The following is a 25,276-nucleotide window of genomic DNA, read 5'->3' as shown; positions in this document are numbered from 1 at the left end:
ATGCGCCTCACCAGCGCGGCGCCCCGCGGCAGGCGGCACACCTCGACGGAAAGGCATGCATGGAATCGATTTCAACGCCATCGGGGCGGTTGAATACGTATGCAGCAACCGTCAGCAACCAGATGCGCTGTCTACCATACGTTGCAGTCGCCATGCCCTGCACGGCGCAGCATCTTCAGGCATCTGCCGGATCAAAACTCAAAGAACAACATGTACCTGGGAGGGGAAAATGTTGAAGCACAAGCGCTCCGCGCTGAGTATCGCCCTGGCCGTCGCCATGGCACCCACATTGGCTGCTGCGCAATCGGCAGCGTCTGCACAACCGACCACCACCGCACAGACCGCATCCACGCCGGCCAACGGTGACGTCACCGAGCTGGACAAGGTCCAGGTCACCGGCCTGCGCCGCGCGATCGAAGGCGCCATTTCGGTCAAGCGCGATTCCACCTCGATCGTGGAAGCCATCTCCGCCGAAGACATCGGCCGCCTGCCCGACGTCAGCATCGCCGAATCGCTGGCGCGCCTGCCCGGCCTGGCCGCGCAGCGCGTTGCTGGCCGCGCGCAGGTGATCAGCGTGCGCGGCCTGTCGCCGGACTTCTCCACCACCCTGCTCAACGGGCGCGAAGTGGTCAGCACCGGTGACAATCGCAGCGTGGAATTCGACCAGTATCCATCCGAACTGGTCAGTGGCGTCACTGTCTACAAGACGCCCGATGCCGGCCTGGTCGGCCAGGGCCTGTCGGGTACGGTGGACATGCAGACCGCGCGCCCGCTCAGCTACAACGAACGCGTCATCGCCATCGGCGGCCGCTACCAGCGCAATTCGCTGGGCAAGGCCGCCAACGTCGATCCATACGGCAACCGCTTCAATGTCAGCTACATCGACCAGTTCGCCGACCGCACCATCGGCCTGACCATCGGCTACGCGCACACCGACATGCCGATCCAGGAAAACCAGGTCGGCCTGTACGAACCCTGGCAACCGGTCAATGCGCAACGCCAACGGCCAGGCGTCGCCGACGGCGTGTATTTCTCCGACGGCATCAAGGCACTGCGCCGCACCGGCAATCAGAAGCGCGACGGCGTCATGGCCACGCTGCAGTACCGCCCGTCCAATGCCTGGACCAGCACGCTCGATGCCTTCCACACCGAAGCCGAGCAGATCGACACCGCCAACCAGTTCGAGCTCAACCTGAGCAATTACAACGGAGGCTACACGCCCGGCTTGAACATCACCAATGTGCGGGTCAACGACAACGGCAGCTTCATGGGCGGCACGGCCAGCGGCGTCTACCCGCTGGTCCGAGGCATGTACAACAAACGCGAAGACCAGATCGACGCCTTCGGCTGGAACAACGAGATCGTCGCCGGCGCCGTCAAGATCGTCGCCGACGTGAATTACTCCAAGGCCACTCGCGACGAACTGAACTTGGAAAACAATCTGCAGCGTGCTCCCATGCCGCAACTGGACACGGTGGGTGTGTCGGTCGTCGGCAACGGCTTCTCGCAGCTGACACCGGGCATGAACTACTCGAACCCTGGCGAGCTGTTCCTCACCAACACCATCTACGGCTCCGGCTATGGCAAGGTGCCGAGCGTGGAAGACGTGCTCAAAGGCGCACGCCTGCAAGCCAGCTTCCCCATGCCTGAAGCGCTGAGCTGGTTCTCGGATCTGGATGTGGGCGTCAACTACGCCAATCGCGAAAAGCAGAAAACCCAGCCGGAAGGCAACATCACGCTGGGCGCGCAGGGCGAAGCCACGGTGGCAGCGGATCTGCAATACGCGCCGGTCAATCTCGGCTTCGCCGGTCTCGGCTCGCTGCCCGCCTGGAATGTGCCGGCCGCCGTGTCGCGCTACATGCTGTTCAACCCCAGCGATGACGCGTCGTTCCTGGTCTCCAAGGCCTGGACGGTCGAAGAGAAAATCACCACCGCCTGGCTGCGTGCCAACATCGACACCGAGTGGGGCGTGGTCGGCGTGCGCGGTAACGTCGGCGTGCAGCTGCAACGCGCCGATCAATCCTCGCGAGCCAATTACTGGGATGCCTCGCAACCGGCCGGTAGCGAAGTGCGACCCATCGACGACGGCAAGACCTATCGCGACTGGCTGCCCAGCCTGAACCTGGCGTTCCAGTTCCCATACGAGCAGACCCTGCGTTTCGCAATGGCCAAGCAGGTCGCGCGCCCCCGCGTGGATCAATTGCGCGCATCGCTGGAATTCGGTGTCGACACCTCCACTGGCCGCCCCGGCGCCAGCGGCGGCAACCCGATGCTCGACCCGTGGCGTGCCAACGCCCTGGACATCTCCTACGAAAAGTACTTCGCCGACCGCGCCTACGTGGCCGCGGCATTCTTCTACAAGGATCTCAAGAGCTACATCTACACCCAGAGCCGCGACAACTACGATTTCTCCGCATTGGTCGCCGGCTACGTGCCGCCGCCGGGCTCCGCCCCCGTCCTGACCACCGGCACCTTCAGCGCACCGTTCAATGGCAAGGGCGGCACCTTGCGTGGCCTCGAACTCACCGCCTCGCTACCGCTGGATCTGATCTTCGCTCCTTTGGAAGGCTTCGGCATCCAGGCCAGCGCCACCTTCAACGACAGCGACGTCAAGATCCGCGACCCGGAAAGCGCCTCCAGCGTAGGCGACGGCGAAATCAGCCTGCCCGGCCTGTCCGAGCGCGTCTACAACCTCACCGCCTACTACGAGCACAAGGGCTTCGAGGCCCGCGTCAGCCAACGCCGTCGCTCGGACTTCATTGGCGAGATCGGCAATTTCAACGGCAACCGCACCTTGCGCTACGTGGTTGGCGAAAACATCACCGACGCGCAGATCAGCTACAACTTCAGCGAAGGAAGCAGACTGTCCGGCCTGACCCTGCTGCTGCAGGCCAGCAACCTCAGCAACTCGCCGTACCGTACCTACGCAGAAACCAAGGACCGACCGCTGGAATACATCGAGTGGGGCCGCACGTTCGTATTGGGTGTGAATTACACGTTCTGAGCCATTGCAGGAACAGATAGCAGGCTTCTAGCCCCTCTCCCTCCGGGAGCGGGATTGGGGTGAGGGTACGGCCTCCAGGAGAACACGTCCGCGCCCGAGATTCCGTGCCTTCAACGCGCGGTAGATCTTTCCGCAGGGCCTGCGATCCAGTCCGCGCAATGCTACACAAGCGACGTGATCCAGAATCTCAAGATGTCGCCCGTTGAAAAGCCGCCGATCGAAAACCGGCGGCTTTTCTTTTTGCGCGCCACCGCTACTCGGGGTAACACAATCACCACAAGAAAGGCCGACGAAGGACTGCGAAGCCGTCAGGCGGACGCGACCGGCTCGCACCTGGCTCCTGCCACTCGTATCCTCCGCCTCTGGGCGTACCGTCCACACCCAGCTGGCAACTGCTTGCAATGTCCTGTTCGCCGTTCTAGCTCACATGGATGCAGGCGCAGGGCGACACATCCTCACTGCTCACCGTTTCCGTGCCCAGCGTACGCCGCGACATGCGAGCCACTGTATCGGCTATCGCAGCCGGCCTCAGCAGACACCCGCTTCCGTAGCTGGATCGGGCCACAACAGAGACATTGCCGTCCCCTTCGATGGCAACACCATGCGACGCATAGTAAAACGCCTTCCGGGCACAGCTTCCGACGCGCGCACCGAGCCCCAGCCCGGCAATCCGTACAAGAAAGCGATGCATCCCAACGGAATGCCTCGCCACCATCACTCGATCACGCCACCCCGCACGTGGCTCGGTGCTGTCAGTTCCCGTCTATCGCGCAAACGACCGCGTGTCCAGGCAAGCGCAGGAGGCCACTCGCGATCGTCCCGTGCGCGACGCCTGGCACATCGATCTGTACCCACGCTCCCGCCGGTAGCGCGATCTCGGCCATGTCGACAGACAGATTGAAGGCCAACAGCATGGTCTGGCCCGCATGCTCACGCCGGAACATCAGCACCGGCTCGGCGGTGTCGTAGAAGGTGATAGCCCCTTCGCGCAGTGCCGGCATGCCTTTGCGCCAGGCCAGGAACGTCCGCACAGCACTCAGCACGGACTGCGCATCACCTTGCTGCACACTCACCGCCGCAAGCCGATGCGGCTCCGCCAGCGGCAGCCACGGCTTGCCACTGCTGAAACCCGCAGATGGCGCATCGGTCCATGGCATCGGCGTACGGCACCCATCGCGTCCCTTGAAGGTCGGCCAGAATGTGATGCCATAGGGGTCCTGCAGATCCTCGAAGGCCACGTCCGCCTCGCCCAGCCCAAGCTCCTCGCCCTGGTACAGACAGACCGAACCGCGCAGCGAGCACAGCAGGGCCACCACCATCCGCGCAAACCTCGGCGATGCATGCTCGCCGCCCCACCGCGTCACCGCCCGCACCACATCATGATTGGAAATCGCCCAGCACGGCCACCCTTCCAGCATGGTGGCTTCCAGCCGGCCCACCGTTTCGCGGATATAGGCCGCGCTGTAGTCCTGCACCAACAGCTCGAAGCTGTAGCCCATGTGCAGGCGGCCTGCGGCCGTGTATTCGGCCGTGGTCGCCAGCGAATCTTCCGAGGAGATCTCGCCCAGGCTCACGGCATTCGGGTAGCGATCGAGCAACCCGCGCAGGCGCTCCAGGAACAGCAAGTTCTCTGGCTGCGTATTGTTGAAATAGTGGTACTGATAGGCGTAGGGGTTGTCCGCGCTGAAACCACGTCCCACCCGCTTGTCGGCCGGCTTGGCGGGATTATCGCGCAGCTGGGCATCGTGGAAACAGAAGTTGATCGCATCCAGGCGGAAGCCGTCCACCCCGCGATCCAACCAGAACCGCACGTTGTCCAAGGTCGCCTGCTGCACCTCGGCGTTATGAAAATTGAGGTCTGGCTGATCCACCAGGAAGTTGTGCAGATAGTACTGCTCGCGGCGCGGCTCCCACTGCCACGCCACGCCGCCGAACAACGACAGCCAGTTGTTGGGCGGCGTGCCGTCCTCGCGCGGATCGGCCCACACGTACCAATCCGCCTTCGCATTGGTCTTGTCCTGCCGGCTTTCCTGGAACCACGCGTGTTCGATCGAGGTGTGGCTCAACACCTGGTCGATCATCACCTTCAGTCCCAGCGCATGTGCCTTGTCGAGCAGACGATCGAAATCGGCCAGCGACCCGAACAACGGATCCACCTCGCGATAATCGGCAATGTCGTAGCCGAAGTCGGCCATCGGCGACTTGAAGAACGGCGAGATCCAGATCGCATCCACACCCAGCCCGGCAATGTAGTCGAGCTTGGCGATGATGCCCGGCAGATCGCCCACCCCATCGCCATTGGAATCAAGGAAACTGCGCGGATAGATCTGATAGATGACGGCCCCGCGCCACCATGGTGTCTGCAACATGCACGCCCCTCCCGGGCCACTGCGGGCAGCCAACACGGCCACCGCCCAAGGCCGTTAGCCTAGCGGCGCAGCACCCCATGGGTGCGCGCGTGCATACGTATTCATTGCAGTCGCAAAGAAATCACCAAGCGTCGGCCAGTGATCGCAGCGCGGCCCCTCTGACCGCAGCGGAACGCGATACAAGTTCTTGTCGATTGCCTTGTACAAACTCTTCGAGCTGCCCGTCACCGTTTTGGTGATCGCCGCGCTGATCCCATCGGTCATCGTCCAATACAAGCGGCCCGAGCCTTGCGCCATGCTGGTCGCCAACCCGATAATCAGCGCCGCACGAAGCGCAGTGACCACCACCCCCATCGCCGCCTCGCGCGACTGACCGGTCACGATGCGGTAGCCCTGGATGAAGATCCACAGCGCCAAGTTACCGCTTTCAGGACTAGGGCCGAGGCCATCGGGATGGCCTCGGCGTGCGCACTACTTCAGCGTACAAAAGCAAAACTCGTTACATCGACATGGCAGGCGAAGCGGCCTGTTGTGTCTGCGCCTGCGATTGCATCAGCGCTGTCTGACGCTGGTTTTCCTCGGCGACCTGACGGCTGCTATGTTCCAGCGATTGTCCTTGCGCCTGATCGCGGTCCACGAACACACGACGCATCGCCGGGTCGGTCATCTCGCCCTGCACCGCGAAGAAGCCGTCACCGCTCTTGTTCGGCACTACATGGTCGATGCGCTGCAGACCGCTGACCTTGGCCTCGAATACTAGCTGTCCCGCTGCCTGTTCAAGTTCCTTGCGGTTAGCAAAGCCACCGCGCTCGCCCAGGGCTTCCAGCTTGCCCACCGCACCGACGAACATGCCGTTGTCGGGGTGGCGAGGATCGGAGAGCAACGGAGAACCCGATGTGGCTGGTGCCGAGGCAGCGTGAGTATTGCTCTGCTCGGGCTGTTTGGTCGTCTGCTGCGCCAATGCTTTGCCAAGTGCCGCCTGTGTCTGCCCTCCCACTACGCCATCGACCTGCAGGCCATGTGTGCGTTGGAATTGCTCCACCGCAAACTTGGTATTGCTGCCGAAATCGCCATCGGCCTGCAGCGGCTTGCCATCGCGGCCTACAGCGCCTAGCTGGGTCAGTTGGTTCTGCAACTGCTTCACGGACTCGCCGCGCTCGCCTTGTTCTAACGTGCCGGCGTGTCGAGAAGGATTGCTATGGTGCCTGGATGACGCATCTTCAACTGGCTGACTTGGCCTAGCTGCTTGAGTAGACTCAGTCGGCGTACGATCAGACAAGCTGTTACTGACACTGTTGGCGTAGACAGCATACTGATCCATCTTGCGCCCCATGGCTGCATATGCTTCAGCATTCGTGATACTGCCATCACCATAGAGGGATGAGTTTCCTTTGATAACCTCCGCACTCAGGACACTGCTGACTTTCCCATTTGGGTTGTCATGCACTGCCTGCAGGAATTTAGGCCCATCTCCTGTACCAAGGTTATGCATCGCGTAAACATTTGCCGCTATGTCCTTACCGCCATACTTTGCAGCCCGATCGATGTTTTCACGGGTGAATTCCGCCAACATTGCAGCCTGCAGTCGTGTATCTTGACGAAGCTAAGGCGCATTTGCCTGAGAACGTGTAAGGCTGCCCGCATTTTCAACACCGTACTTCTCGCCGTAGGTGTTAATCATTTGCTGCCAAGTGCTGTTCAAAAACTGGCCATATCCATAGGCAGAGGAGACTGCCATGGTACCATCGAATTGCCTGACTGTATTGTTCTCGGGATGGCTGATCGCAACCGGCCTAGCAGCTGGATTGAATCCAGATTCAAATCCAGCAATCTTGACCATCACACCCGGGTCTACACCTGCGGCATGCGCAGCATCTACCAACTCTTGTCGATGCTCAGCCCATCTCTCATCAATCCTTGCCATAACGCCCTCCTTAATCCGAATTGGGAAATAACTCAAGGATCCCAGGGATAAATCCCCTTCGCTTCATCATAAGCTACAAGCCGGGTCTCCAGCATGGTCTCTCCGCGCTTACGCGTGACCTCTAGGGGATACATCCCTGCCACTACTTGCCCATCGGCCTTGACGTTCAAACCATTAATCTCGCCAGGAGCGTTTTCGCTCACGCGCGGTATACCTGACACCTCACGAATCTCGCTACCGATGGGAACCTGAAGCGAGTAACGCGTCACTTGGACCCCTTGCCAAATGCTCCCGGCGGTAGAAAGCCAACCATAACGACCAGGTCCAACTTGGATAATCTTCGCATCGAGACAACCGCAATCGCCAGCCTGTCCCGTATCGATGGCTGGCTTTGCAGCCAGCATCTTGATCTTCTTGTCATCGCCCAAACCAGCAACGAATAGACCTTCCAGGCCAGGATCTACTTGCGAATAAATTTCAGCTTGGGGATCGCTGTGTGCTTGCACATAGACCTTTGTGCCATCAGCATCAGTGAAAATCTTTGAGACAGCGCCAATCATGCAGTAATCCAGTAATTCGCTACCTGCCTGAAATTCGTGTTTCCAGCAATTTCGTGACGAATCGAAGTTATTGGATCCGTACGCCACATTCATTGCATTCTTTATTATTTTCTCAATTTCCAGCGAATTCAAATTAACATTACTGAGACCACTACCAGGAGCACTAACAGGTCCATTTGAGGAACTTGCAGATGAGACACTTTCCGAGGAACTAGATTGCTCCTGTAGCGCACTCCCCTGGGGAGTAGGAGTGCAGGCTGCAACACTCAGAACCAACGGACACAAAGAGGCAGTTTTGAAGAACCACTTCGAAAAAAAATATTTATCCACGCCCAGCTTGTCGAGTACAATTCTCATGAATACCCAATGCTTACGGAGGACGAAGGAACATCATTCATCAGTATTTCTTGAAAAATGGATCAGAGCAGCCAGAATACATGACACTACATGACCCCGTATTACTCCTCTCACAAATAGCTAATACTCCCTCACTAGCAGCCTCCTTAGAAGATGATGCCTGGAAGAAAGTATCCCTTTTTGAGGAAGCCAAGGCTGAACACTGATTCCTATAAACTAGCTGGACTTTACAATCAGCGGCTCCATCTTTTTCGCACTGAATTATGGCTGAGTCTGTCGCCTCCTTTTTGGAAAACTTGCCAATAGACGTACCTACATCTCCGGTGGAGTTAGACATTGCAATTGCACCCCACGTTTTTATCCACTCGCCCGTTGGAGTAGGTGGTGGCGCTGGGATATCGCCTCTTGAGGTGCCAGAATCAGGCCCGCATTGCGGACTTCCTGGAGCTACTCCAACTGGGCATGCTGTCTGAGCGTAAACTGAGAACGCTAAACTCACCAGCAAGATCGCTATAAAAGAGATGATAGATTTCATGATTTGACCAATATTGGACCCGGAACGACGGTCACTTCTGAGCCAAGCCGCGGGTCCCAGAGGCTGAGTCTTGAGAAGGCGAAACTTCACTGTTTATATTTCTTGCTGTTACGTTCTCGTTTCTAGCAGTAGTTGTGCCCGAGTCCCTAGCCGGCGCCCCTGGCTCATAAGGCCGCCCAGATGCTGGGGACTGCCCTGCCCGATCCAGCTGCCCCAGCGCCGAGTACGCGGTGAACTGGCCCAACGTGCCCTGGAAGAAGGCCGCCGCCATCGGCGGTGCGGTGATGATCAGTGTGGTCAAGACCAAGCCCAATCCTCCCTGTTGTAGCGCCATGCTGCTGATGCCTTCGCCTGTGAAGCCATTCATCACCCACTTGGCAACGAAGGCGGCGCCTACTGCGCCGACAATCTTGGTCGCCAGGCTCACAGTGAAGATCAAGACAGACAACGAAAATACAGGGCACAGTCCATCCGGTCACGATGCGGTAGCCCTGGATGAGAGTTACAGTCATAGATCAACGCATCCAAGCCTGGAACCGAGGCCATCGAGATGGCCTCGGCGTGCGCTTTACTCCAGCGTACAAAGCAAAAACTCATTACATCGACATCGCAGGCGAAGCGACCTGTTGTGTCTGGGCCTGCGATTGCATCTGCGCTGTTTGACGCTGATTTTCTTCTGCGACCTGACGGCTGCTCTGTTCCAGCGGCTGGTTCTGCGCCTGATCGCGGTCCACGAACACACGCCGCATCGCTGGGTCGGTCATCTCACCCTGCACCGCGAAGAAGCCGTCACCGCTCTTGTTCGGCACTACATGGTCGATGCGCTGCAGACCGCTGACCTTGGCCTCGAATACAAGCTGCCCTGCTGCCTGTTCGAGTTCCTTGCGGCTGGCAAAGCCACCGCGCTCGCCCAGGGCCTCCAGCTTGCCTACTGCACCGACGAACATGCCATTGTCGGGGTGGCGAGGATCGGAGAGCAACGGAGAACCCGATGTGGCTGGTGCCGGAGCAACCTGAGCATTGCTCTGCTCGGGCTGTTTAGTCGTCTGCTGCGCCAATGCTTTCCCGAGTGCCGCCTGGGTCTGCCCTCCCACTACGCCATCGACCTGCAGACCATGTGTGCGTTGGAACTGCTCCACCGCAAACTTGGTATTGCCGCCAAAATCGCCATCGGCCTGCAGCGGCTTGCCGTCGCGGCCGGTTACACCGAGTTGAGCGAGTTGGCTTTGCAGTTGTTTCACGGACTCACCGCGCTCGCCGTGTTCCAGTTTGCCGTCATTGGACTTCGAAACTTGATGAGATGTCGAATCAGGCGTCACGCTGTGCTTGAGATCGACACCATCGCGTTTGACACTTTCGATCAGATCGGGAACGCGACGCTCCCAATTACCCGCATACTCCTCGCATTCTTTGGCTGCCTTTACGCTCCAGGGTTTGCTAGGTGTAACTCCGTTGACCACCCGCCGCGCGTTGTATACGTCATGGCTATCATTATCGATATATCGATCAAGAGGCTTACCTGTAAATAAGCCGTCGCGCATACCGACAACCAGAACCTTCGCAGCGATTTCTGGTTGCTTGGCCATGTCCGGGTTGCGGATCATTTCGCCATTCAAGTCGAGCAACTTGTCGAACTTTGCATAATTGTAGTCGTGCGTAAGATGCACGTAGCCACGGCCATAAAATTCTTCACCGCCGCTGTATCCGAGCTTGCGCGCTTGGCTGCGTCCGAAATCCTCTTCAGGCGCCTGAAAATTACGCGTCTCATGCTGAGCCGTCGCCAACATGTACGATATTTGCTTTGGATCAGTCACACCGTTCTCAAGAGCGGTTTTGACGATCAACCTAACAGAAGACTCCCGATCCACACCAAAGCCTTCGGTGCTTCGACCACGTCCATCACTCATAGCATTCTCCGTACGTGCATATCATTAGAATTTGTTGTTGCATCATCGGCATTGCAGACCCGAAGATGCGTTGCATGTACTCACTACAAATTACCAATCGCTTCCTAGTTGGACACCTCCTTCATTTCGCCATCTTGAAGCCGCTCGATCTTTTTCTTCGGATTGACCGGATCATTCGTGTCTTCGGTTAACCGCTCTATCAGCACTACCTCGTTATTTTTTAGCTCGTAGGTATCGAAGACGTGGATACAACATCCATCACCAGAAGTAGACGTCAGCATATTTCCTTTCACGGAGAATAGGCCGTTGGCCATTACCGTGATATCGGAAAGCGCCTGATTGAAGACAAGGCGTTTCTGCGCAGCATCGAAAAGATAAATACTGTAAGAGGGGCCGCCGTAATTACCCTCTTTTCCAGACCACACCACTACATCTTCGTGTCCATCGCCATTGATATCGGTCAGAATGATTGAGTGGCGATTTTTTTTGTAAGTGTCGTCTAGCGGACCATGGTAGAACGTGGAATTACTATCCACGTACAATGCTTCAGGCTCCAGTGCAATCGGCTTGGCTCCGGGAAATATCACCTCCACGACCGGCGAACGGTTACATAGCATGATCCCTGGGCCATCTTCGCTACAGCCCTGCGACTTGATTGAAATAGCAATGCCACTGATATCTGCGTTTATCTCACCCTGGTCATTGAGCTTGGCATTGACAGCAGATGGCATTTTCAATTCCTTTTGCGGCGAGGATTCAAGCTTTTTGCCAGTTTGATCTTGGGCGGATAATTTCGCTTCGTCAGCCTCTGCGGACGGAGTATTGCCAGGACTGCACGCTGTAATCGAGATGACGCAAGCTAAATACATCGCCCCCACGATCGTTCTTGCTAGTGCACGTTCCACCATAGAAAACCCTTCCAATTCAAATCAATATTAGAAAAATCAGAATTTCCTAAAGATGGGATCGCTGCAAGTTGACATTGCAATTTTACAACCCCCTCCCGAATTCTTCTCGCAAGTTTTCGTTGCTCTGGATTCCACATCATTCAAGGATGGGCCTCCAGTTATCGCCCCCTTACCACGACTAGAAGTCGGCGACGCAATGGCCGCACACTGATTATGAAAACTCAACGCGATAGTACATTGCATGCCAGCCAATTTTTGGCAGTTTTGCAGGGCGGCATCCTCAGCCTCTTCGCTAGTGAGACGCCCCTTAGTGTAACCAGCATCACCATTGTCAGCGATGGCAATGGCACCCCATGTTTTTATCCACTCACCCGTAGGCCGCGGCGGCGGAGCAGGAATGTCTCCTCTTGACGTCCCAGAATCAGGCCCACATTGTGGACTGCCAGGCGCAACACCAACTGGACACGCCGTTTGCGCAAACGCGAATACAGGAATAACCGCCAATGATAAAATAATTTTACGCATTTTAGCCCCGCTGCCTATCGACGTTATTAGCGTTGCCCATTTTACCGCTTGCGGTTTGGCTAGAATTGGACTCATCGCCCGAAACTCGGCCACTCACTTGAGGGACAGGAGTAATTTCAGAACGTTGATTATCCCTAGCCGGCGCCCCCGGCTCATAAGGCCGCCCAGATGCTGGGGACTGCCCTGCCCGATCCAGCTGCCCCAGCGCCGAGTACGCGGTGAACTGGCCCAGCGTGCCCTGGAAGAAGGCCGCCGCCATCGGCGGTGCGGTGATGATCAATGTGGTCATGACCAAACCCAATCCTCCCTGTTGTAGCGCCATGCTGCTGATGCCTTCGCCTGTGAAGCCATTCATCACCCACTTGGCAACGAAGGCGGCGCCTACTGCGCCGACAATCTTGGTCGCCAGGCTCACAGTGAAGGTCAAGACAGACAACGAAAATACAGTGCCCAATCCGTATAGCAGCCACTTGCTGAACAAGGACTTTGTTGCCTGAAACAGCAGACACAGGATGAACAGAGGCCCAAATCCCACAACCAGCGCCATTGCCAGTTTGTTGAGCAGCAACATCGAGCCGGCGACGACGCCTGGACCGGCCATTCCGAGGCCGGTAAACCACCGGGCCCGGTCTTTTTCGTCTTTGCTTTCCTCATCACCGCCCGTCTTGATCTGATCCAGCGCCGACATCGCCACCTGCATCAGCATCAAGTTCTTGTCGATTGCCTCGTACGGACTCTTCGAGCTGCCCGTCACCGTTTTGGTGATCGCCGCGCTGATCCCATCGGTCAGCGTCCAGTACAAGCGACCCGAGCCTTGCGCCATGCTGGTCGCCAACCCGATGATCAGCGCCGCGCGAAGCGCGGTGACCACCAAGCCCATCGCCGCCTCGCGCGACTGACCGGTCACGATGCGATAACCCTGGATAAAGATCCAAAGCGTCAACACCGTCAAGGACACGATACCCACCCAAGCCGTCGTTCGCTGCAACAGCTCCCATTGAAAGATCGCGATCTCGTCGCGCAGAAATCTGTTGATCAGACGAAAGAATTCGTAGTTGGCGATGTTCGTCAGAAAATCCATATGTCACCACATCCACTGGACGGCTGCGCCGTGGGACAGTCGCTGTCCCTAGGTTGAGTATGTTGCTTGTGCAGGTCTTCCAACCGCATCAGTTCTTGTCGATCTCCAGCGTTTCCATGTCGCCAGGCTTATCGGATTTGATGGCCTCAAGCGCACCCTTCATCACCGCGCCGGCGACGAGTGTCTGACCGATGCTCAACAGATCGGCTGGAATCCAGGATGGCAGCCACGAACCAGTTCCATCTCCCTTCGGCGGTTCCTTACCCGCCATGGCGGCTTTCGCAGCTCCGGTTTGCAGCTCGGTCAAGAACGCCAAGCGCTTTTCGTAAGCAAACATCGCCGACTCCATCTGCTGCCGGTCGATATCCATCATCGCCTTCAGCGCCAACAGCTTATTGGTGTTGCTTTCCAGCTCGCCAATCTTCTGGTCGCCGATCTTCTTGCGCTCTTCCTCGATCGTTCGCAGACGCTCCAGGCGTTTGGTCGTGATCTCGTACATCGCCACCATGTAGTTGTACTGGGAATTGCGCGTACGTTGGATCAGCTCACACGATTGCTTCTGCGAATCAGAGACAGGTGTACCGGAGGTGGACGCCGAGCAGGCGGCTACCCCCTGATCATCGGCAACCTTCTTCAAGGCCTCCTTCGGCTTCTCGACCTCCTTGCCGCTGGATTCCTTGCCGTCGCCATTCTTGATGGTCTGGTTCTTGCGGATCTGCTCGACTTTATCGTTGAGATCCTTGTCCACCACCTCCCACTGCGCACTGGCGGCTCCGGCCATGCAGAGCAGCACCAGTCCCGTGCACACGCGAGAAAAATGTCTGAACTTGATTGCCATGGTGTATTCGCCTCCTGACACAGATGAATATGGTGTTCGATGGATCCGCTTGCCGTGGGTGGTACTACGCATCTTCGACCTCCTTGTCCTTGACCGACTTGCGCTTGCCCGAGCCCTTGCGGTTGGCGTAGAAGTCCGCCAGCCACTGTTCGGGCGTCAGCTGGTCGACGGTGACGCCCAGCTTGCCGGCCTTGCCGGACAGGACCTGATGCATGATCTCGATATTGTCGGTGGACGAGGAAATCACCGAGAGCGCGTCGTCCATGCCGCGCAGGTTGAGCTGGCACACCGCCGACGCGTGGCCTTGCTTGACCAGGAAGCAGCGCGAGCGCTCGTCCAGCGAGACCACCACCTGGTACTCGGCGTCGGTCAGCTTGAGACCATCGATGTAGTCGTCGCGGCTGGCATTGGGGTTGGGCAGCAACACCATCGTGGCGGTCTGCTCGATCAGTGCCGCGGCGATGTCGCTGGCCAGCGCGTCTTCCGGGCTTTGCGTGGCGAAAATGCCCAGGCCGTTCTGCTTACGGATGGTCTTCTGCTTGTTCTTGGCGAACTCCTTCAGCCCGCCCTTGCCGTCGAGGATCTTCCAGAACTCGTCCATCACGTAGATCAGCGGGCGCCCGTCGATCAATGCTTCCAGCCGGTGCAGCAGGTAGTTGATCACCGGTACGCGCACTTCGGCGTTGTCGATCACGTCGGTGTAGTCGAAGCCGATGATGGAGGCGCGGGTCAGGTCGATCGTGTCGACCGGGTTGTCGAACACCCAACCCAGCGAATTGCCCGCCGTCCAGCGACGCAGCCGGGCATACAGGCCGTCGTCGCCCATGTTGGGCAGGCTCTTGCGGAAGTTGCTCATGCTGCGCAGGTGCATGGGCGTGTCCAGCATGCCCTCCACTGCACGGTAGATATCCTCTTCCTCGCGGGCGCTGTACTCGGCCTTGCCGCCCAGCACCTTGATCAACTCGGCCAGGAACTGCGTGTTGGCTTCGTTGCGCTCGCACTGGAACGGGTTGAACCCGGTCGGCACGCCGTTTTCCAGGGCCAGATAATTGCCGCCGCAGGCGCGCACGAAGATCTCCGCGCCGCGGTCCTTGTCGAAGAAGAAGATCGTCGGCACCGGATCGAACTTCTGCACCTGGCTCAACAGGAAGTTGATCAGCGCCGTCTTGCCGGTACCGGACTTGCCGATGACCATGGTATTGCCGATCGCCTTCTCGCCGAGCGAATTCTCGGCCGGGTGCGTGGCGTGGAAATTGAAGTAGTACGGCTGGCCGTTGGTGGTCTGTAGCGTGGTGACGCAATCGCCCCATGGATTGTTATGCGGCTTACCCTGGGCAAAATTGTGCAGCGGCGACAGGCCCAGGAAATTGAGCGAACTCAGATTGGCGATACGCGTGCGGAAGCGCCAGTTGCCCGGCAGCTGCGCGTAGAACGACGAGGCGATCGCCAGATCTTCCTTGGCCGAAACGAAACCGGCGTTGGACAGCTCGGCGCGGGTCGTCGCGATCTGACGCGCCAGCTTCTCCTGGCTGTCGGCGTAGACCGCCAGGGTGAAGTGGTATTCGCCCAGCACGAAATTGCCGGACGCCACGTCGTCCATGGCCAGATCCAGATCGCGGATCTGGCTGGACGACTTGTCGCCCGAGGAAATCATCATGCCCTTGGTGCGTTCCAGCACCTTCAGCGCATCGTGGCGGCCGACCGGGCTGAAGGAGTGGGTCATGACGTACTCGAAATCGAGGTACTTCAGGCCATTGAGAATGCCCGGATAGGTGCCGTCGGCATACTCCTTGATATTGAGGATCGCGCCGAAGTGATTGATGCCATCCGGGGTACGAATGACGAAGTCGCCCGTCTTGTTGGCGAACATGTGCTTGCTGACCGGCAGATACGCAGGCACCGGCGCCTGCAGCACGGGTACCGGCTCGTCGATGCGATTGAGCAGGTAGCCGAGAAACTCCAGGGTTTCGGAAAACACCACCCCGTTCTTGGCTTCGTACATGCCAAGGCGGTACGGCGAATAATCCTTGAGGACCGCTTCCACATTGGTGGCCAGTTCGACGACCTTGGCCACGGCCTGCTCTTCTTCGGCACGGATCTTGTCGGGGTTGGCGGACTTTTCGACCAGGCGGCGCCCGGTCACCACCGGCCGATAGATCATGCTGAAGTACAGTTCGTTCTGCATGATCTTCTGCGACGACAGCGCGGCGTAGTACTCGTCGGACAGCGTCTGATTGAAGGATTGCCTGAAACGCCCGCCGGTGCCGATCCTGCGCCTGCGGCGCACATCGTGGACCCAGAATGCGACGTTGGCGAAGTCCGGAGCGCGTAGCGTCTGCAACAGGCGGTTGAAGGTGTTGTGCCGTTGCTCGAGCTCGAACTCGTCGCGCCCCACGAACGGCAGGCCAGCCAGATGCCAGATCAGCAGGTAGTCGCCAGCGGTGGTCTTGACGACCGACGGCGCAACATGTGACGAGACGGAAACGAATTCGCTGATCGGGCTGTCTGGACTGAACATGGTGTTACCAGATTAAGAGGAAAGCATTACGTGGATAACCGCTACAAACACCGTCCCCACGCGCATCGCGCATGGGGACGGTTGAGAGCCCTTCAGCTGTTCATCGCGGTTTCCCGGGGGGGCCCTTGCGATACTCGTTGGGTGAGAACACCCACATGCCCGAATAACGTTCGCGGTTTCGTGCACGCATCCGGAACAGCCAACGCAACCCGAGCAACCTGAAAATCATCTCGTCGCGCTTGGCCATCTGTTGCATGACGAAGATGATGACGGGGATGCTCAACAGGAACCAGAGATTGAAGTACATGCTCGACAGCAAGCCACCGCCCGCACCGATGAAGAACGGGATGTAAGGCACCCCGAGAAACATGGCCGGGCGGGTGCAACCGCGGAAGAGCACATCTTTATGCATAGTATTGAGCGAACTGCACCAGCGAAGCGCCAATCCCGGAGCAGTCGCCGGCGGAATTCGCATCGTTGTTCTTGAGGATCATGTTGGCGATCTGCCCGGCCGCGCCGATCAATACACCGCCGATGAGGATGGGGGAAACCTCGGAAATGCGCTTGTGCGCGAAGGCGATCTGATAACCGGCGACGATGACGGCGATGGTGACCACGGCGATCGAGCCCATGTTCAGCAGCTTGGTCACGTTGTTCAGGAATCCACAGACGCGGGTGTCGGTACCACCCAAGTCGTTACCGCCAGTGGTCGCGCCAGCGCCGCCAGCCACCACCAACAACGAAGTGAACAGCAGCGCCTTCACTGCCTGCGTACCGATCATCTTGGCATCGGCAACCGTTTTCTTGTCGATTTCAAACTTCATGTCTAACTCCTTGGGAACAGAGGGGGTCCAGCAGCCAGCATCCTTGGCGATCTTCCTTCCTAAAAAACAAACGCAGTGTCGACCTGCGGGGCAGCTTGCGCAGCGGGCAATGCCGGAACGGCGCCCGCGGGTCGATCATTCGAAACTTGCGCCTGCGGCGCAACGGCCGGCATCGCCACGCCGCGCCCCTGCCCCGTCGCCTTCACCACGTACAGCTCGTCGTCCGATGCGGGCGCGGTGGGTACCGCGCGCACGGGCGCAGAGGATGGCGCAGGAGGCAGCGATAGCATAGGTGCCGACGGTGAAGCCGTTGTGGTGCGCGCACCGGCCAAATCCTGAATACGACGGGCAACGATGGCGTCCGCCAGTTCGGCAGCCGCCTGCTTCACCGGATTGGCCGGCCGGAGCTGAACCTGGCGGGTCGGGACCACCGCAATGGGCTCCGCGCCCGCCGCTGCCGCCACCGACTGGCGGATGGAGGCGTAGATCTTCTGCACGTAGCCGTGCTTGAAACCGGTTTCGAAATTGCCGGAGTAGTAGCAACTGAACGACTTGCCCCAGTTGGCGCCAGACCGCGAATGGCACTCGGCGAGAATCCGCGAGGCGGCAACCAGATTGGGACACTTGTCGAACGCCATTTCGTAGCTGGTCAGGCCGTACTTCTGCAGGTTGTAGCGATTGACCTGGCCCAGGCCCAGCGAGAAGTTGTAGCCCTTCTGCTCGAGCATCTTGGCGGTGGCGACAGCCTCGGCCAGACCGCGCGGCTCACGCACCAGCCGCCCCCCGACCACGCCGATGGCATAGGGATTGCGCGAGGACTCGACCCGGACGACGTGCTGCATCACCTCGCCGGGGACGGCGAGTCCAGAGCACCCCATCAGTTCCATGCCAGGCAACATGTCATTTCTCCTCCAGACCAGATCACCGCACTTGCAAATGCCGACTCAACCGCCGCGCAAGGTTCGCAGGGGATCGAAGTCGATTCCCGTGATGAACCGCCGCCCGGCATGCGCCTTGATGTGGACCACGATGTCGATGGTCATTCGCAGCAGGCGCTTGATCACCTCGAATTCCAGGCCAGAGCCCTCGCTCGACGCCTTCACCATCAGCGCCAGCTGATCCCAGGTCTGCTCGACACTGCCGGCGTGGCAACTGGTGATCGAGCCGGGGTGGCCGGATGCGCAATTGCGGATGAAATAGAACGATTCATCGCCCCGCAACTCGGCCAGGATGATGCGATCGGGCTTCATGCGCAGGCAGGCCTCCATACAACTCTTGGCGGTGACGTTGCTGGTGCTCTGTCCGCCCTTCGAGTACAGCAGGTGCACGGAGTTCGGCTGACTGATGAACAGCTCGCGCGCGTCCTCGATGGTCACCAGGCGCTCTTCGCTGGGGATATGGTTGACCAAAGCCTTCATGAAGGTGGTTTTGCCGCTGCCGGTCGCGCCGGCCACCACGACGTTCTTCTTGTACAACACCGATTTCTTGAAGAACTCCGCGTAATCGCGCTTGCGACGCAGTTCGAGCAACTCCTGATCGTGATCGCTGACGTCTGCCGACTGTTCCAGCACCTCATCGAAGAACCCGTCGTGCTTGTACTGCTCGAGCGACTTGGTGTGCTTGGAGGGAAGCCGGATGGTGATCGACACCTTGCCGGCATCGCAGGCCGGCGGCATCACGAACTGCGCACGCTGCCCGGTCGGGAAGGTCAACGACACCACCGGGTCCGCATCGGTGATGCGTTGACCGGTGTTGCTCTCATTGACCACCGCGGTGCAGAACTGCCGCGCACGGTCGTACGTCAACGACGGCACATCGACCCGCTGCCAGCCGTGGATGGTTTCCAGATACAGCTCGCCAGGCCGATTGATACAGATTTCGGTCACGTCAGGCGAGTTCAGGTAATCCAGGATTCCCAGCACCGAGTACTGGTAATCCAGGAAGTCGTTCGAAATACGCGCTGTCGGAGAATCGTCGATCGTCATGGCGGTCACTGCATTCACTTCGGCAGGACAGCCGAGAAATCGACGTCCTTGGCAACGTAGACGTTCAGCACCGTGCCTTGATTGATCGTCAAGGTGGCAGGGCGACGTCCGGACTGTTCCACGGCCTGCTCCGCAAGCTGCTGCATGCTGCGCGCGGTATTACTTTCGAAGGGCCGCTGGGTGACGATTCCCGACCCCACGCCAATCGTGGTGGTTTCCGGGCCGTATTCCGCCGCTGCGTACTTGAAGGCATCGCTCAGCAGGCTGATGAACAGCGCCGATGCGATCTTGTTGCCCCAATGCGCATTGTACTGGCCAGGATGACCGGCGCTGCCCAGCGTGTCGATACCGGGGCCTTCCAGCGTGACATCCAGCCCGGTCGGCGTGGTCACACGATCCCACACCACCTGCATCCGCCGGCTGGTCGGTTCGGCTGCGCCATACTGGCCGAGCATCTTCGATCCCTTGGGCAGGAGCAGATTGTGTCCGTTGATCGAATACACCGGCTCGGTGACGATGCACGAGGTGTATCCACCGAAATCGGAAATGATCCGTGTCTCGAGGATGCAACGGATGTAGGTGCCGCGCACCATCAAGCCGTCCGGGTTGCTGATGGGCTTGGCCAGCAGCACCTGGCTTTCATCCTGGGCAGCCGCCGGCTGTGCACCGGGCTGACCAGGCATGCCGGGGACACCGGCACCGGTGTTGGCGGACTGCTCGGCCAGGATGCGGCGCTCCAGCAAGGTCGGACCACGCGGGCGCTCTGGTGCAGAGCTGCCCTCGTCCTCCTCGTCGGTGGGCATCGGCGGCAACGGTGGCAGGCTCGGTTGCTGTGCCAACGGCACCGGCGGCTCTTCCACGGGCGCGGTCATGTTCTGCGGCAGCGCTGGCGCCACCACGGTTTCGGTACGCGGCTTCGGCGGGGCGTCATCGTCCCCGCTCTGCGTCGCCAGCCAGAAGATCACGAGGATCAACAGGGCTGCGATGCCCGCCAGGAAGACCAGCGCCTTGCGGTTGAGACGCTTGATGTCGCTGGAACGCAACACCGGCTCGTTGGCGTCGAGGTCTGGCTCGGCGCTCGCCTGCTGCCGCGCGAAATACGGATTATTGCGCTCGTTGTAGTCGCCGTTGCGCTGTTCCTCCCCGCGGTTGCTCGGGGAGTGCTCATCTGGGCTGTTTGGAATATTCGAGTTCACTTTTGCTTGTTCCTTCGCAGACCGACGACGTTATCGCCATGGCGAACCACCAGGAAAGGATAGGTCCCGTGCACGATCAGGGTGTTGCCTTCCACCGTCGTATTGACGAGGAAATCCTCTGCGTGTTCCTTCTCGCGGCCGAACACCGCAGGGAAGTTACCGGTGGGGAAGCGCGTCAGGTCCATGTTGATGTAGGTGAACTTTCCGTCGTCGTAAACCCGGCTTGGAATCAACCAGGACTTCTTGGTACGCGTCGCGTAGTCGTAATCGTAGTAATAGCGGCGATCCTTCAGGATCTTTGCATTCAATAGCGGGCCGGTCTTGGAAGTATCCGCATCGGCGACGTTGTTGAAGCTGGTGTCCTTCGGATAGCTGAACACCACTTTGTACTGGACACCGGCCTGTTTGGCCTGCTCGAGCCGCTGCCAGTCGGTTGCGACGACCTTGAGCTCGAGAATGTAGGAATGCGTGGCGGTACGAATCATCATGTTCGTATCGACATCGACATTCTTCGGCTTCAGATAGAACACATTCTCGCGCCGGGTGAGTTCCCAGCCGCCGGTGAAGCCGGTGCTGTAGTCGAGAATCTTTTCGTTCGGGCTCAGCTCGATCTGGGTGGTGATACCCAGGCCGGTGCGCACCTGGTAAATGCGATCGGGCGCGTACTCGTATTCCTGGACCACCTGAGCGGCCGCGGAGAAGGTGCATAGTGCAAGTGGTAGCGCTGAAAACAACGCAGCCCTGTACCGATTAAAGAGTTTCATCGACCGCTTGCTCCATTGACATTGTTCGGCGTCCCTTGGGGTTGGATCGCGGGCTGCATTTGCGGCTGGCCCGCCGGCTGCATCTGATCGGGGAAGGCAGGCTGCGCCGATTGCGGCGGGATGCCGCCTTGCGGCTGCATCCCTGGCTGCAACGGAACACCGCCCTGCGGCGCGACGCCGTTCATGGCGGCGGCATTGGGATCGATCACTCCCGCCTGCGGCTGGACGACCGCCTGCGGCTGGGAGTTGATGGCCGTCCCTGCCGCGGGAGCCACCGGCAACGCGGAATAGTCGTTGTCGACGCGATAATCGGTGACCCGGAAACCCAGTGGATTTTCGACGCGCAGGCTGTCGCTCATCTCGAGATTGTCCTGATAGACGAACCCCAGGGTGGCGATCTTGTTGTCCAGCAGTGTGGAGACCGTCGAGTTCTTGTCGTAGACCGTCCGCTGGAAACGGACGGTCGCCCCGGTGTAGGGCTTGCCGTTCCCGCCGATCAGCGTGATGCTGAGGATGTTGACACGGATGGCGCGCAGCCTGCCGTATGTCGTCAAGGGCCGCTGCGGATTATTGGCCGAGTGCAGTGCGCGATACTCGCTTACGACGTTGGTTGCGCCCATGGCCGAAACGGTGTTCCAGTCGCGCTGGCCGATGATGGAAAGATCGAACGATTCGCGCGCGATGATGAAGCGGGCGATGTTGCTGCGCGCGAGCGCTTCGCTCGTGCTGACCGTGCGTCCACCGAAATTCGCCTCGAGCTTGGCGATCGTGCTGGTTCCGGAGTACGCGTCCGCCATCACCAGATAAGGCACTTTCTCCTTCAGCGGCAGCATGTAGTAGTAGCCGCCAGCCGTCATGACCGTAACGACCATCGACAGCGTGGCCACGATCCAGGCACGCTTTTCACTGCGGCGCGCGAGGTCGGCAATGCTCACCTCGTAGTTCACCGCCTTCTGCACGGCCGCGCCCACTTGAGCAGACCCGTCCTTTTCACTGACCTTCTTACGCAACATATCTAGATCCGTCACAGTGGGGCCTTGTCAGGCCTAGAACCATCGCCGCGACCAAACGCGGATACTTGAAACACGCCGAGCGCTTCGCGGCCGGGCGACAGTTGGCGCCCGCGTGCGTTGCGCCCGTTACTTGGCCCCAGACGACACCGGCACCGGCTGCACCAACAGTTTGTTCGCGGCAACGGAGACCGAAACACCTTGAGCGGCATAGACAGCGCTCAACTCGGTGGCGGCTTGCTGGACGCTGGTGGTGCTGATGTTCGACACCGGCCCGATCAAGGTGTAGTCCGACGGAAGGTTGTAGGCCAGCTGCATATTGGAATCTGCTGCCCAACGCTCCAGCATGGTCTTCAGGGTGCCGTCCATCGGGGTGGCCTGATAGGTGTAGGAGGTGTAGAGCGGAATTTCGATGGGTGCTTCATCGAAGTGATTGACATGCCTCCAACGCCCGCCGAAATCCGGGGCAGGCTTGGTCGCGCAGGCGCCCGCCAACGCGGCAATGGCTAACACCAACGAAAGCTTGAGCACATACATCGGATTCACTCTGACCTCTCCAACTCATGAAAAACGGGCTTGAACCACGGACAGCACCAGACTCCGCTCACCCAGAGGTGACGGAGCAAAAGAGCCGCTGAAATTTCGTTGCGCGCGGGCGCATGCGATCGGCACACCGCAGGGGCGCATCGCACTTGAACACCGAAAAAGATGAATACGTCATGAAACCATCCATAGCCTGACTCCTGATACGGCCCCGTCCGGCGCCGCTCCCCCTGAACAAACTCTGATTACCCGCAGTCGCCGAAACTTTGCTCCCTGCGCCAACCTGAGTCAACAATTACGGCGCTTCCCCGCATTATTTATGCGAACACCATCACGTTTTGATGGAAAGCGTTTTCACTTCCGTCTTTGGCAGAAGACGTGCCGTGAAGTGACGATCTTCGTAGTAGCGGATCTTGTCGCACTTCACCGGGTGCGGAATGCCCTCGTACAGGAACACTTCCTTGTCGCTGCCCATCGCCTTGAGTTCCTGGGGAAGCATCAGCGCCCGGCGTTCTTCGGAGATGCTGCGCGTGGTCTCGCGACCGCGGGTGATGTTCTTCTTCTTGATGGTCGTGTAACCCAGCATTTCAGAGTAGTCGTTCGCATCCTGCTGCTCGCGTGGGGCGTAGAGGATCTGCAGGGCGTGATTGGTGATGATGGTGCGCGACAGGTCCTTGCCGTAGGTCGCATCCAGCTGCGCCATGCTCTGGATGATCGGCAGCAAGCGGATGTTGTAGCCGGCCATGTAGGCCACCGCGGTGGCGATGATGTCCACCTTGCCGATCGAGGTGAATTCGTCCATCAACAGCAAGCATTGGTACTTCAGCTCGGGATTGGACTTGGGCAGCTCGCGGGTGTTGAGGTTGATGATCTGACTGAAGAGCAGATTGATGATCAGGCGGCTTTCGGCCAGCTTGTTGGGCTGGATGCCGATGTAGATCGTCATCTTCTTCTTGCGCAGATCGGTCAGCAGGAAATCATCGGCACTGGTCGCAGCGTCCAGTACCGGGTTGATCCATGCATTGAGCGGCTCTTTCAAGGTTCCCATGATCGACGCAAAGGTCTCATCGGCCTGTGACAGCATGTTGGCAAATGCCGAGCGCGCGTTGCCGCTGAGGAACCGCCGTTCGGACAGCGACTTCAGGTACTTCTTGAGGTCGGTGCCATCACCCGACGACAGGCGATAGATACCCCCCAGCGTGGGCGCGCCCGCGCCGCCCGGAAACCCGAGCTCCAGTTCCTCATCCCGGTTCTCGAACAGGTAGAGGGCAAAGGCCATGAATGCGTTGCGCGCCTGGCTGACCCAGAACTTCTGGTCGTCCGAGCCATCCGGGTACAGCATCGCAGCGATGCTCATCAGATCCGAGACGCGAAATGCCGGATCGTTGGACACGTAAGTCAGCGGGTTCCAGCGATGGGTCCGCCGATCTTCCGCGAACGGATTGAACAGGAACACCTCGTGCCCCTGGCTGGCACGCCAGCCGCTGGTGAGATCGAAATTTTCCTGCTTGATGTCCAGAACGACCACCGACTCCTGATACTCGAGCAGGTTCGGGATGACCACGCCCACACCCTTACCCGAACGCGTTGGCGCCGCGAGGATCACGAACTGCTGCCCACTCAGGCGCACCAGCTTGCCGTTGAACTTGCCCACGACGATACCGTTGCCGCTGGGCTTGAACAGGCCGTGCTTGGACAGATCGCCAGCGCCGGCGAAACGCGCATCGCCGTGCAGCGCGCGCGCCTTCGGCTTGACGATCAGCGCAACCGCGATCAGCCAGACGAGTGCAGGCACGCCGAAGCCAATGATGCCTGCCATCTTGATCTTGGTGGCATAGGGCGCGACCTGCGGCAGGCCGAGCGCGGCGAAGTAACGGTAGTACGTATCCCAGGCATACAGGCCCTGGTCCATCCGCAACAGCAGCAAGGTCAGGTAGCCCGACAGCAGGTATCCGGCGAGCAAGGCCACCAGCGTCGCTGGCACGATCATTTTGAGCTTGGACATTCGCCCGTCTCCTTAGGCTTCTATCTCAATGGCGATCTAACGACGAACGCCCGGCTTGTGTTCGATCGGATCGGCGCGGCGGCCTCCGCTCTCGCTTTCGACCAGCGAGTCGACCCATAGCCTGGCCTGGTCCAATGAGAGGTCCGGCGTGATCCGCGTTCCGGCATCGGTCACCACCGCATACGCCACGACCGCATCGGGTGCGTACACCTCATCACGCGTGATCGCCACGACCCGATACCCGCCCCTGCTCAGCACGGTGTGCTGATACTCGTCCATCGCCAGCCTTCCTTTCCGTCAGCGCGCTGGCGATGCTAAAGCAAGACGTGTGAGGGAGAAAGCAGTTTCAGCAGCTGCACGGCCAGGATCAGCCGAGGTGGCGGAAGCCATGGTGTGTAGCGCTGCAGTCGATGCGATTCGTGC

General features: G+C 59.3%; 22 protein-coding genes and 2 pseudogenes. 1 reads left to right on the top strand and 23 read right to left on the bottom strand.

What is annotated here, in order from left to right:
* Positions 1-229: 229 nt before the first annotated feature.
* On the top strand, positions 230-3,004 hold the full coding sequence (locus LL964_RS09465) for a TonB-dependent receptor (protein WP_104587571.1): 2,775 nt from the start codon (positions 230-232) through the stop codon (positions 3,002-3,004).
* Positions 3,005-3,756: 752 nt separating this feature from the next.
* Here LL964_RS09465 and LL964_RS09460 read toward each other — a convergent pair.
* The 23 genes and pseudogenes from LL964_RS09460 to LL964_RS09350 form a co-directional block, all read right to left on the bottom strand.
* Positions 3,757-5,373, bottom strand: a complete 1,617-nt coding sequence (locus LL964_RS09460) for an alpha-glucosidase (protein ID WP_104587572.1) — start codon at positions 5,371-5,373, stop codon at positions 3,757-3,759.
* A 180-nt stretch (positions 5,374-5,553) separates the two neighbouring features.
* Positions 5,554-5,790 (bottom strand): annotated as a pseudogene (locus LL964_RS09455) (type IV secretion system protein); the annotation flags it as partial.
* 82 nt (positions 5,791-5,872) lie between these two features.
* Complete coding sequence (locus LL964_RS09450) at positions 5,873-6,946, bottom strand: peptidoglycan-binding domain-containing protein (RefSeq protein ID WP_228329416.1); 1,074 nt, start codon at positions 6,944-6,946, stop codon at positions 5,873-5,875.
* A 30-nt stretch (positions 6,947-6,976) separates the two neighbouring features.
* Positions 6,977-7,297: a hypothetical protein gene (locus tag LL964_RS09445; protein WP_146092374.1), complete on the bottom strand. Its 321-nt coding sequence runs from the start codon at positions 7,295-7,297 to the stop codon at positions 6,977-6,979.
* A gap of 32 nt (positions 7,298-7,329) precedes the next feature.
* Positions 7,330-8,214, bottom strand: coding sequence for a hypothetical protein (locus LL964_RS09440; protein ID WP_228329415.1), 885 nt, complete (start codon positions 8,212-8,214; stop codon positions 7,330-7,332).
* A gap of 40 nt (positions 8,215-8,254) precedes the next feature.
* Complete coding sequence (locus LL964_RS09435) at positions 8,255-8,749, bottom strand: DUF4189 domain-containing protein (RefSeq protein ID WP_104587574.1); 495 nt, start codon at positions 8,747-8,749, stop codon at positions 8,255-8,257.
* A gap of 31 nt (positions 8,750-8,780) precedes the next feature.
* Positions 8,781-9,218 (bottom strand): annotated as a pseudogene (locus LL964_RS09430) (type IV secretion system protein); the annotation flags it as partial.
* 127 nt (positions 9,219-9,345) lie between these two features.
* Entirely contained in the window at positions 9,346-10,656 is a 1,311-nt protein-coding gene (locus LL964_RS09425) for a peptidoglycan-binding domain-containing protein (protein ID WP_167395335.1), read from the bottom strand.
* Positions 10,657-10,760: 104 nt separating this feature from the next.
* Positions 10,761-11,564: an FG-GAP repeat protein gene (locus LL964_RS09420; RefSeq protein ID WP_228329414.1), complete on the bottom strand. Its 804-nt coding sequence runs from the start codon at positions 11,562-11,564 to the stop codon at positions 10,761-10,763.
* A gap of 36 nt (positions 11,565-11,600) precedes the next feature.
* A complete protein-coding gene (locus LL964_RS09415; protein WP_104587576.1) occupies positions 11,601-12,089 on the bottom strand; it encodes a DUF4189 domain-containing protein in 489 nt (162 codons plus the stop codon).
* A 1-nt stretch (position 12,090) separates the two neighbouring features.
* Positions 12,091-13,170: a TrbL/VirB6 family protein gene (locus tag LL964_RS09410; protein ID WP_104587577.1), complete on the bottom strand. Its 1,080-nt coding sequence runs from the start codon at positions 13,168-13,170 to the stop codon at positions 12,091-12,093.
* An 88-nt stretch (positions 13,171-13,258) separates the two neighbouring features.
* Complete coding sequence (locus LL964_RS09405; RefSeq protein WP_104587578.1) at positions 13,259-14,008, bottom strand: hypothetical protein; 750 nt, start codon at positions 14,006-14,008, stop codon at positions 13,259-13,261.
* A gap of 64 nt (positions 14,009-14,072) precedes the next feature.
* Positions 14,073-16,526 carry a VirB4 family type IV secretion/conjugal transfer ATPase gene (locus tag LL964_RS09400; RefSeq protein ID WP_104587579.1) on the bottom strand — a complete coding sequence of 818 codons (2,454 nt, stop codon included), beginning with the start codon at positions 16,524-16,526 and terminating at the stop codon, positions 14,073-14,075.
* 100 nt (positions 16,527-16,626) lie between these two features.
* Positions 16,627-16,938, bottom strand: a complete 312-nt coding sequence (locus LL964_RS09395; RefSeq protein WP_104587580.1) for a VirB3 family type IV secretion system protein — start codon at positions 16,936-16,938, stop codon at positions 16,627-16,629.
* Entirely contained in the window at positions 16,931-17,350 is a 420-nt protein-coding gene (locus LL964_RS09390; RefSeq protein WP_104587581.1) for a TrbC/VirB2 family protein, read from the bottom strand. The genes LL964_RS09395 and LL964_RS09390 overlap by 8 nt, the downstream gene beginning before the upstream one ends.
* A 59-nt stretch (positions 17,351-17,409) precedes the next feature.
* A complete protein-coding gene (locus LL964_RS09385; RefSeq protein WP_167395342.1) occupies positions 17,410-18,237 on the bottom strand; it encodes a lytic transglycosylase domain-containing protein in 828 nt (275 codons plus the stop codon).
* Positions 18,238-18,294: 57 nt separating this feature from the next.
* Entirely contained in the window at positions 18,295-19,344 is a 1,050-nt protein-coding gene (gene virB11, locus LL964_RS09380; RefSeq protein ID WP_208621446.1) for a P-type DNA transfer ATPase VirB11, read from the bottom strand.
* Between the two features lie 5 nt (positions 19,345-19,349).
* The gene (locus LL964_RS09375) at positions 19,350-20,531 is read right to left on the bottom strand and encodes a TraB/TrbI/VirB10 family type IV secretion system protein (RefSeq protein WP_104587584.1); all 1,182 of its coding nucleotides are present in this window, start codon (positions 20,529-20,531) and stop codon (positions 19,350-19,352) included.
* Positions 20,528-21,295, bottom strand: coding sequence for a TrbG/VirB9 family P-type conjugative transfer protein (locus LL964_RS09370; protein ID WP_104587585.1), 768 nt, complete (start codon positions 21,293-21,295; stop codon positions 20,528-20,530). Before LL964_RS09370 ends, LL964_RS09375 begins: the two co-directional genes overlap by 4 nt.
* Complete coding sequence (locus LL964_RS09365) at positions 21,292-22,308, bottom strand: VirB8 family type IV secretion system protein (protein WP_167395337.1); 1,017 nt, start codon at positions 22,306-22,308, stop codon at positions 21,292-21,294. Before LL964_RS09365 ends, LL964_RS09370 begins: the two co-directional genes overlap by 4 nt.
* Before the next feature lie 126 nt (positions 22,309-22,434).
* Positions 22,435-22,842, bottom strand: coding sequence for a TcpQ domain-containing protein (locus LL964_RS09360; protein WP_104587587.1), 408 nt, complete (start codon positions 22,840-22,842; stop codon positions 22,435-22,437).
* A gap of 337 nt (positions 22,843-23,179) precedes the next feature.
* Positions 23,180-24,853 carry a type IV secretory system conjugative DNA transfer family protein gene (locus LL964_RS09355; protein WP_104587588.1) on the bottom strand — a complete coding sequence of 558 codons (1,674 nt, stop codon included), beginning with the start codon at positions 24,851-24,853 and terminating at the stop codon, positions 23,180-23,182.
* A gap of 36 nt (positions 24,854-24,889) precedes the next feature.
* Positions 24,890-25,132, bottom strand: coding sequence for a hypothetical protein (locus tag LL964_RS09350; RefSeq protein WP_104587589.1), 243 nt, complete (start codon positions 25,130-25,132; stop codon positions 24,890-24,892).
* Between the last annotated feature and the right edge of the window lie 144 nt (positions 25,133-25,276).

The organism is Xanthomonas melonis (assembly GCF_020783655.1).
Classification (GTDB): Bacteria; Pseudomonadota; Gammaproteobacteria; order Xanthomonadales; family Xanthomonadaceae; genus Xanthomonas; species Xanthomonas melonis.
The sequence above is the reverse complement of the archived record's forward strand: the minus strand, read 5'-3'. Positions and strand labels throughout refer to the sequence as shown.

What these genes read in the sequence shown, in the direction of transcription:
- LL964_RS09465 (WP_104587571.1), top strand. Translation starts at nt 230, where the DNA reads ATGTTGAAGCACAAGCGCTCCGCGCTGAGTATCGCCCTGGCCGTCGCC.
- LL964_RS09460 (WP_104587572.1), bottom strand. Translation starts at nt 5,373, where the DNA reads ATGTTGCAGACACCATGGTGGCGCGGGGCCGTCATCTATCAGATCTAT.
- LL964_RS09450 (WP_228329416.1), bottom strand. Translation starts at nt 6,946, where the DNA reads ATGTTGGCGGAATTCACCCGTGAAAACATCGATCGGGCTGCAAAGTAT.
- LL964_RS09445 (WP_146092374.1), bottom strand. Translation starts at nt 7,297, where the DNA reads ATGGCAAGGATTGATGAGAGATGGGCTGAGCATCGACAAGAGTTGGTA.
- LL964_RS09440 (WP_228329415.1), bottom strand. Translation starts at nt 8,214, where the DNA reads ATGAGAATTGTACTCGACAAGCTGGGCGTGGATAAATATTTTTTTTCG.
- LL964_RS09435 (WP_104587574.1), bottom strand. Translation starts at nt 8,749, where the DNA reads ATGAAATCTATCATCTCTTTTATAGCGATCTTGCTGGTGAGTTTAGCG.
- LL964_RS09425 (WP_167395335.1), bottom strand. Translation starts at nt 10,656, where the DNA reads ATGAGTGATGGACGTGGTCGAAGCACCGAAGGCTTTGGTGTGGATCGG.
- LL964_RS09420 (WP_228329414.1), bottom strand. Translation starts at nt 11,564, where the DNA reads ATGGTGGAACGTGCACTAGCAAGAACGATCGTGGGGGCGATGTATTTA.
- LL964_RS09415 (WP_104587576.1), bottom strand. Translation starts at nt 12,089, where the DNA reads ATGCGTAAAATTATTTTATCATTGGCGGTTATTCCTGTATTCGCGTTT.
- LL964_RS09410 (WP_104587577.1), bottom strand. Translation starts at nt 13,170, where the DNA reads ATGGATTTTCTGACGAACATCGCCAACTACGAATTCTTTCGTCTGATC.
- LL964_RS09405 (WP_104587578.1), bottom strand. Translation starts at nt 14,008, where the DNA reads ATGGCAATCAAGTTCAGACATTTTTCTCGCGTGTGCACGGGACTGGTG.
- LL964_RS09400 (WP_104587579.1), bottom strand. Translation starts at nt 16,526, where the DNA reads ATGTTCAGTCCAGACAGCCCGATCAGCGAATTCGTTTCCGTCTCGTCA.
- LL964_RS09395 (WP_104587580.1), bottom strand. Translation starts at nt 16,938, where the DNA reads ATGCATAAAGATGTGCTCTTCCGCGGTTGCACCCGCCCGGCCATGTTT.
- LL964_RS09390 (WP_104587581.1), bottom strand. Translation starts at nt 17,350, where the DNA reads ATGAAGTTTGAAATCGACAAGAAAACGGTTGCCGATGCCAAGATGATC.
- LL964_RS09385 (WP_167395342.1), bottom strand. Translation starts at nt 18,237, where the DNA reads ATGGAACTGATGGGGTGCTCTGGACTCGCCGTCCCCGGCGAGGTGATG.
- LL964_RS09370 (WP_104587585.1), bottom strand. Translation starts at nt 21,295, where the DNA reads ATGAAACTCTTTAATCGGTACAGGGCTGCGTTGTTTTCAGCGCTACCA.
- LL964_RS09365 (WP_167395337.1), bottom strand. Translation starts at nt 22,308, where the DNA reads ATGTTGCGTAAGAAGGTCAGTGAAAAGGACGGGTCTGCTCAAGTGGGC.
- LL964_RS09360 (WP_104587587.1), bottom strand. Translation starts at nt 22,842, where the DNA reads ATGTATGTGCTCAAGCTTTCGTTGGTGTTAGCCATTGCCGCGTTGGCG.
- LL964_RS09355 (WP_104587588.1), bottom strand. Translation starts at nt 24,853, where the DNA reads ATGTCCAAGCTCAAAATGATCGTGCCAGCGACGCTGGTGGCCTTGCTC.
- LL964_RS09350 (WP_104587589.1), bottom strand. Translation starts at nt 25,132, where the DNA reads ATGGACGAGTATCAGCACACCGTGCTGAGCAGGGGCGGGTATCGGGTC.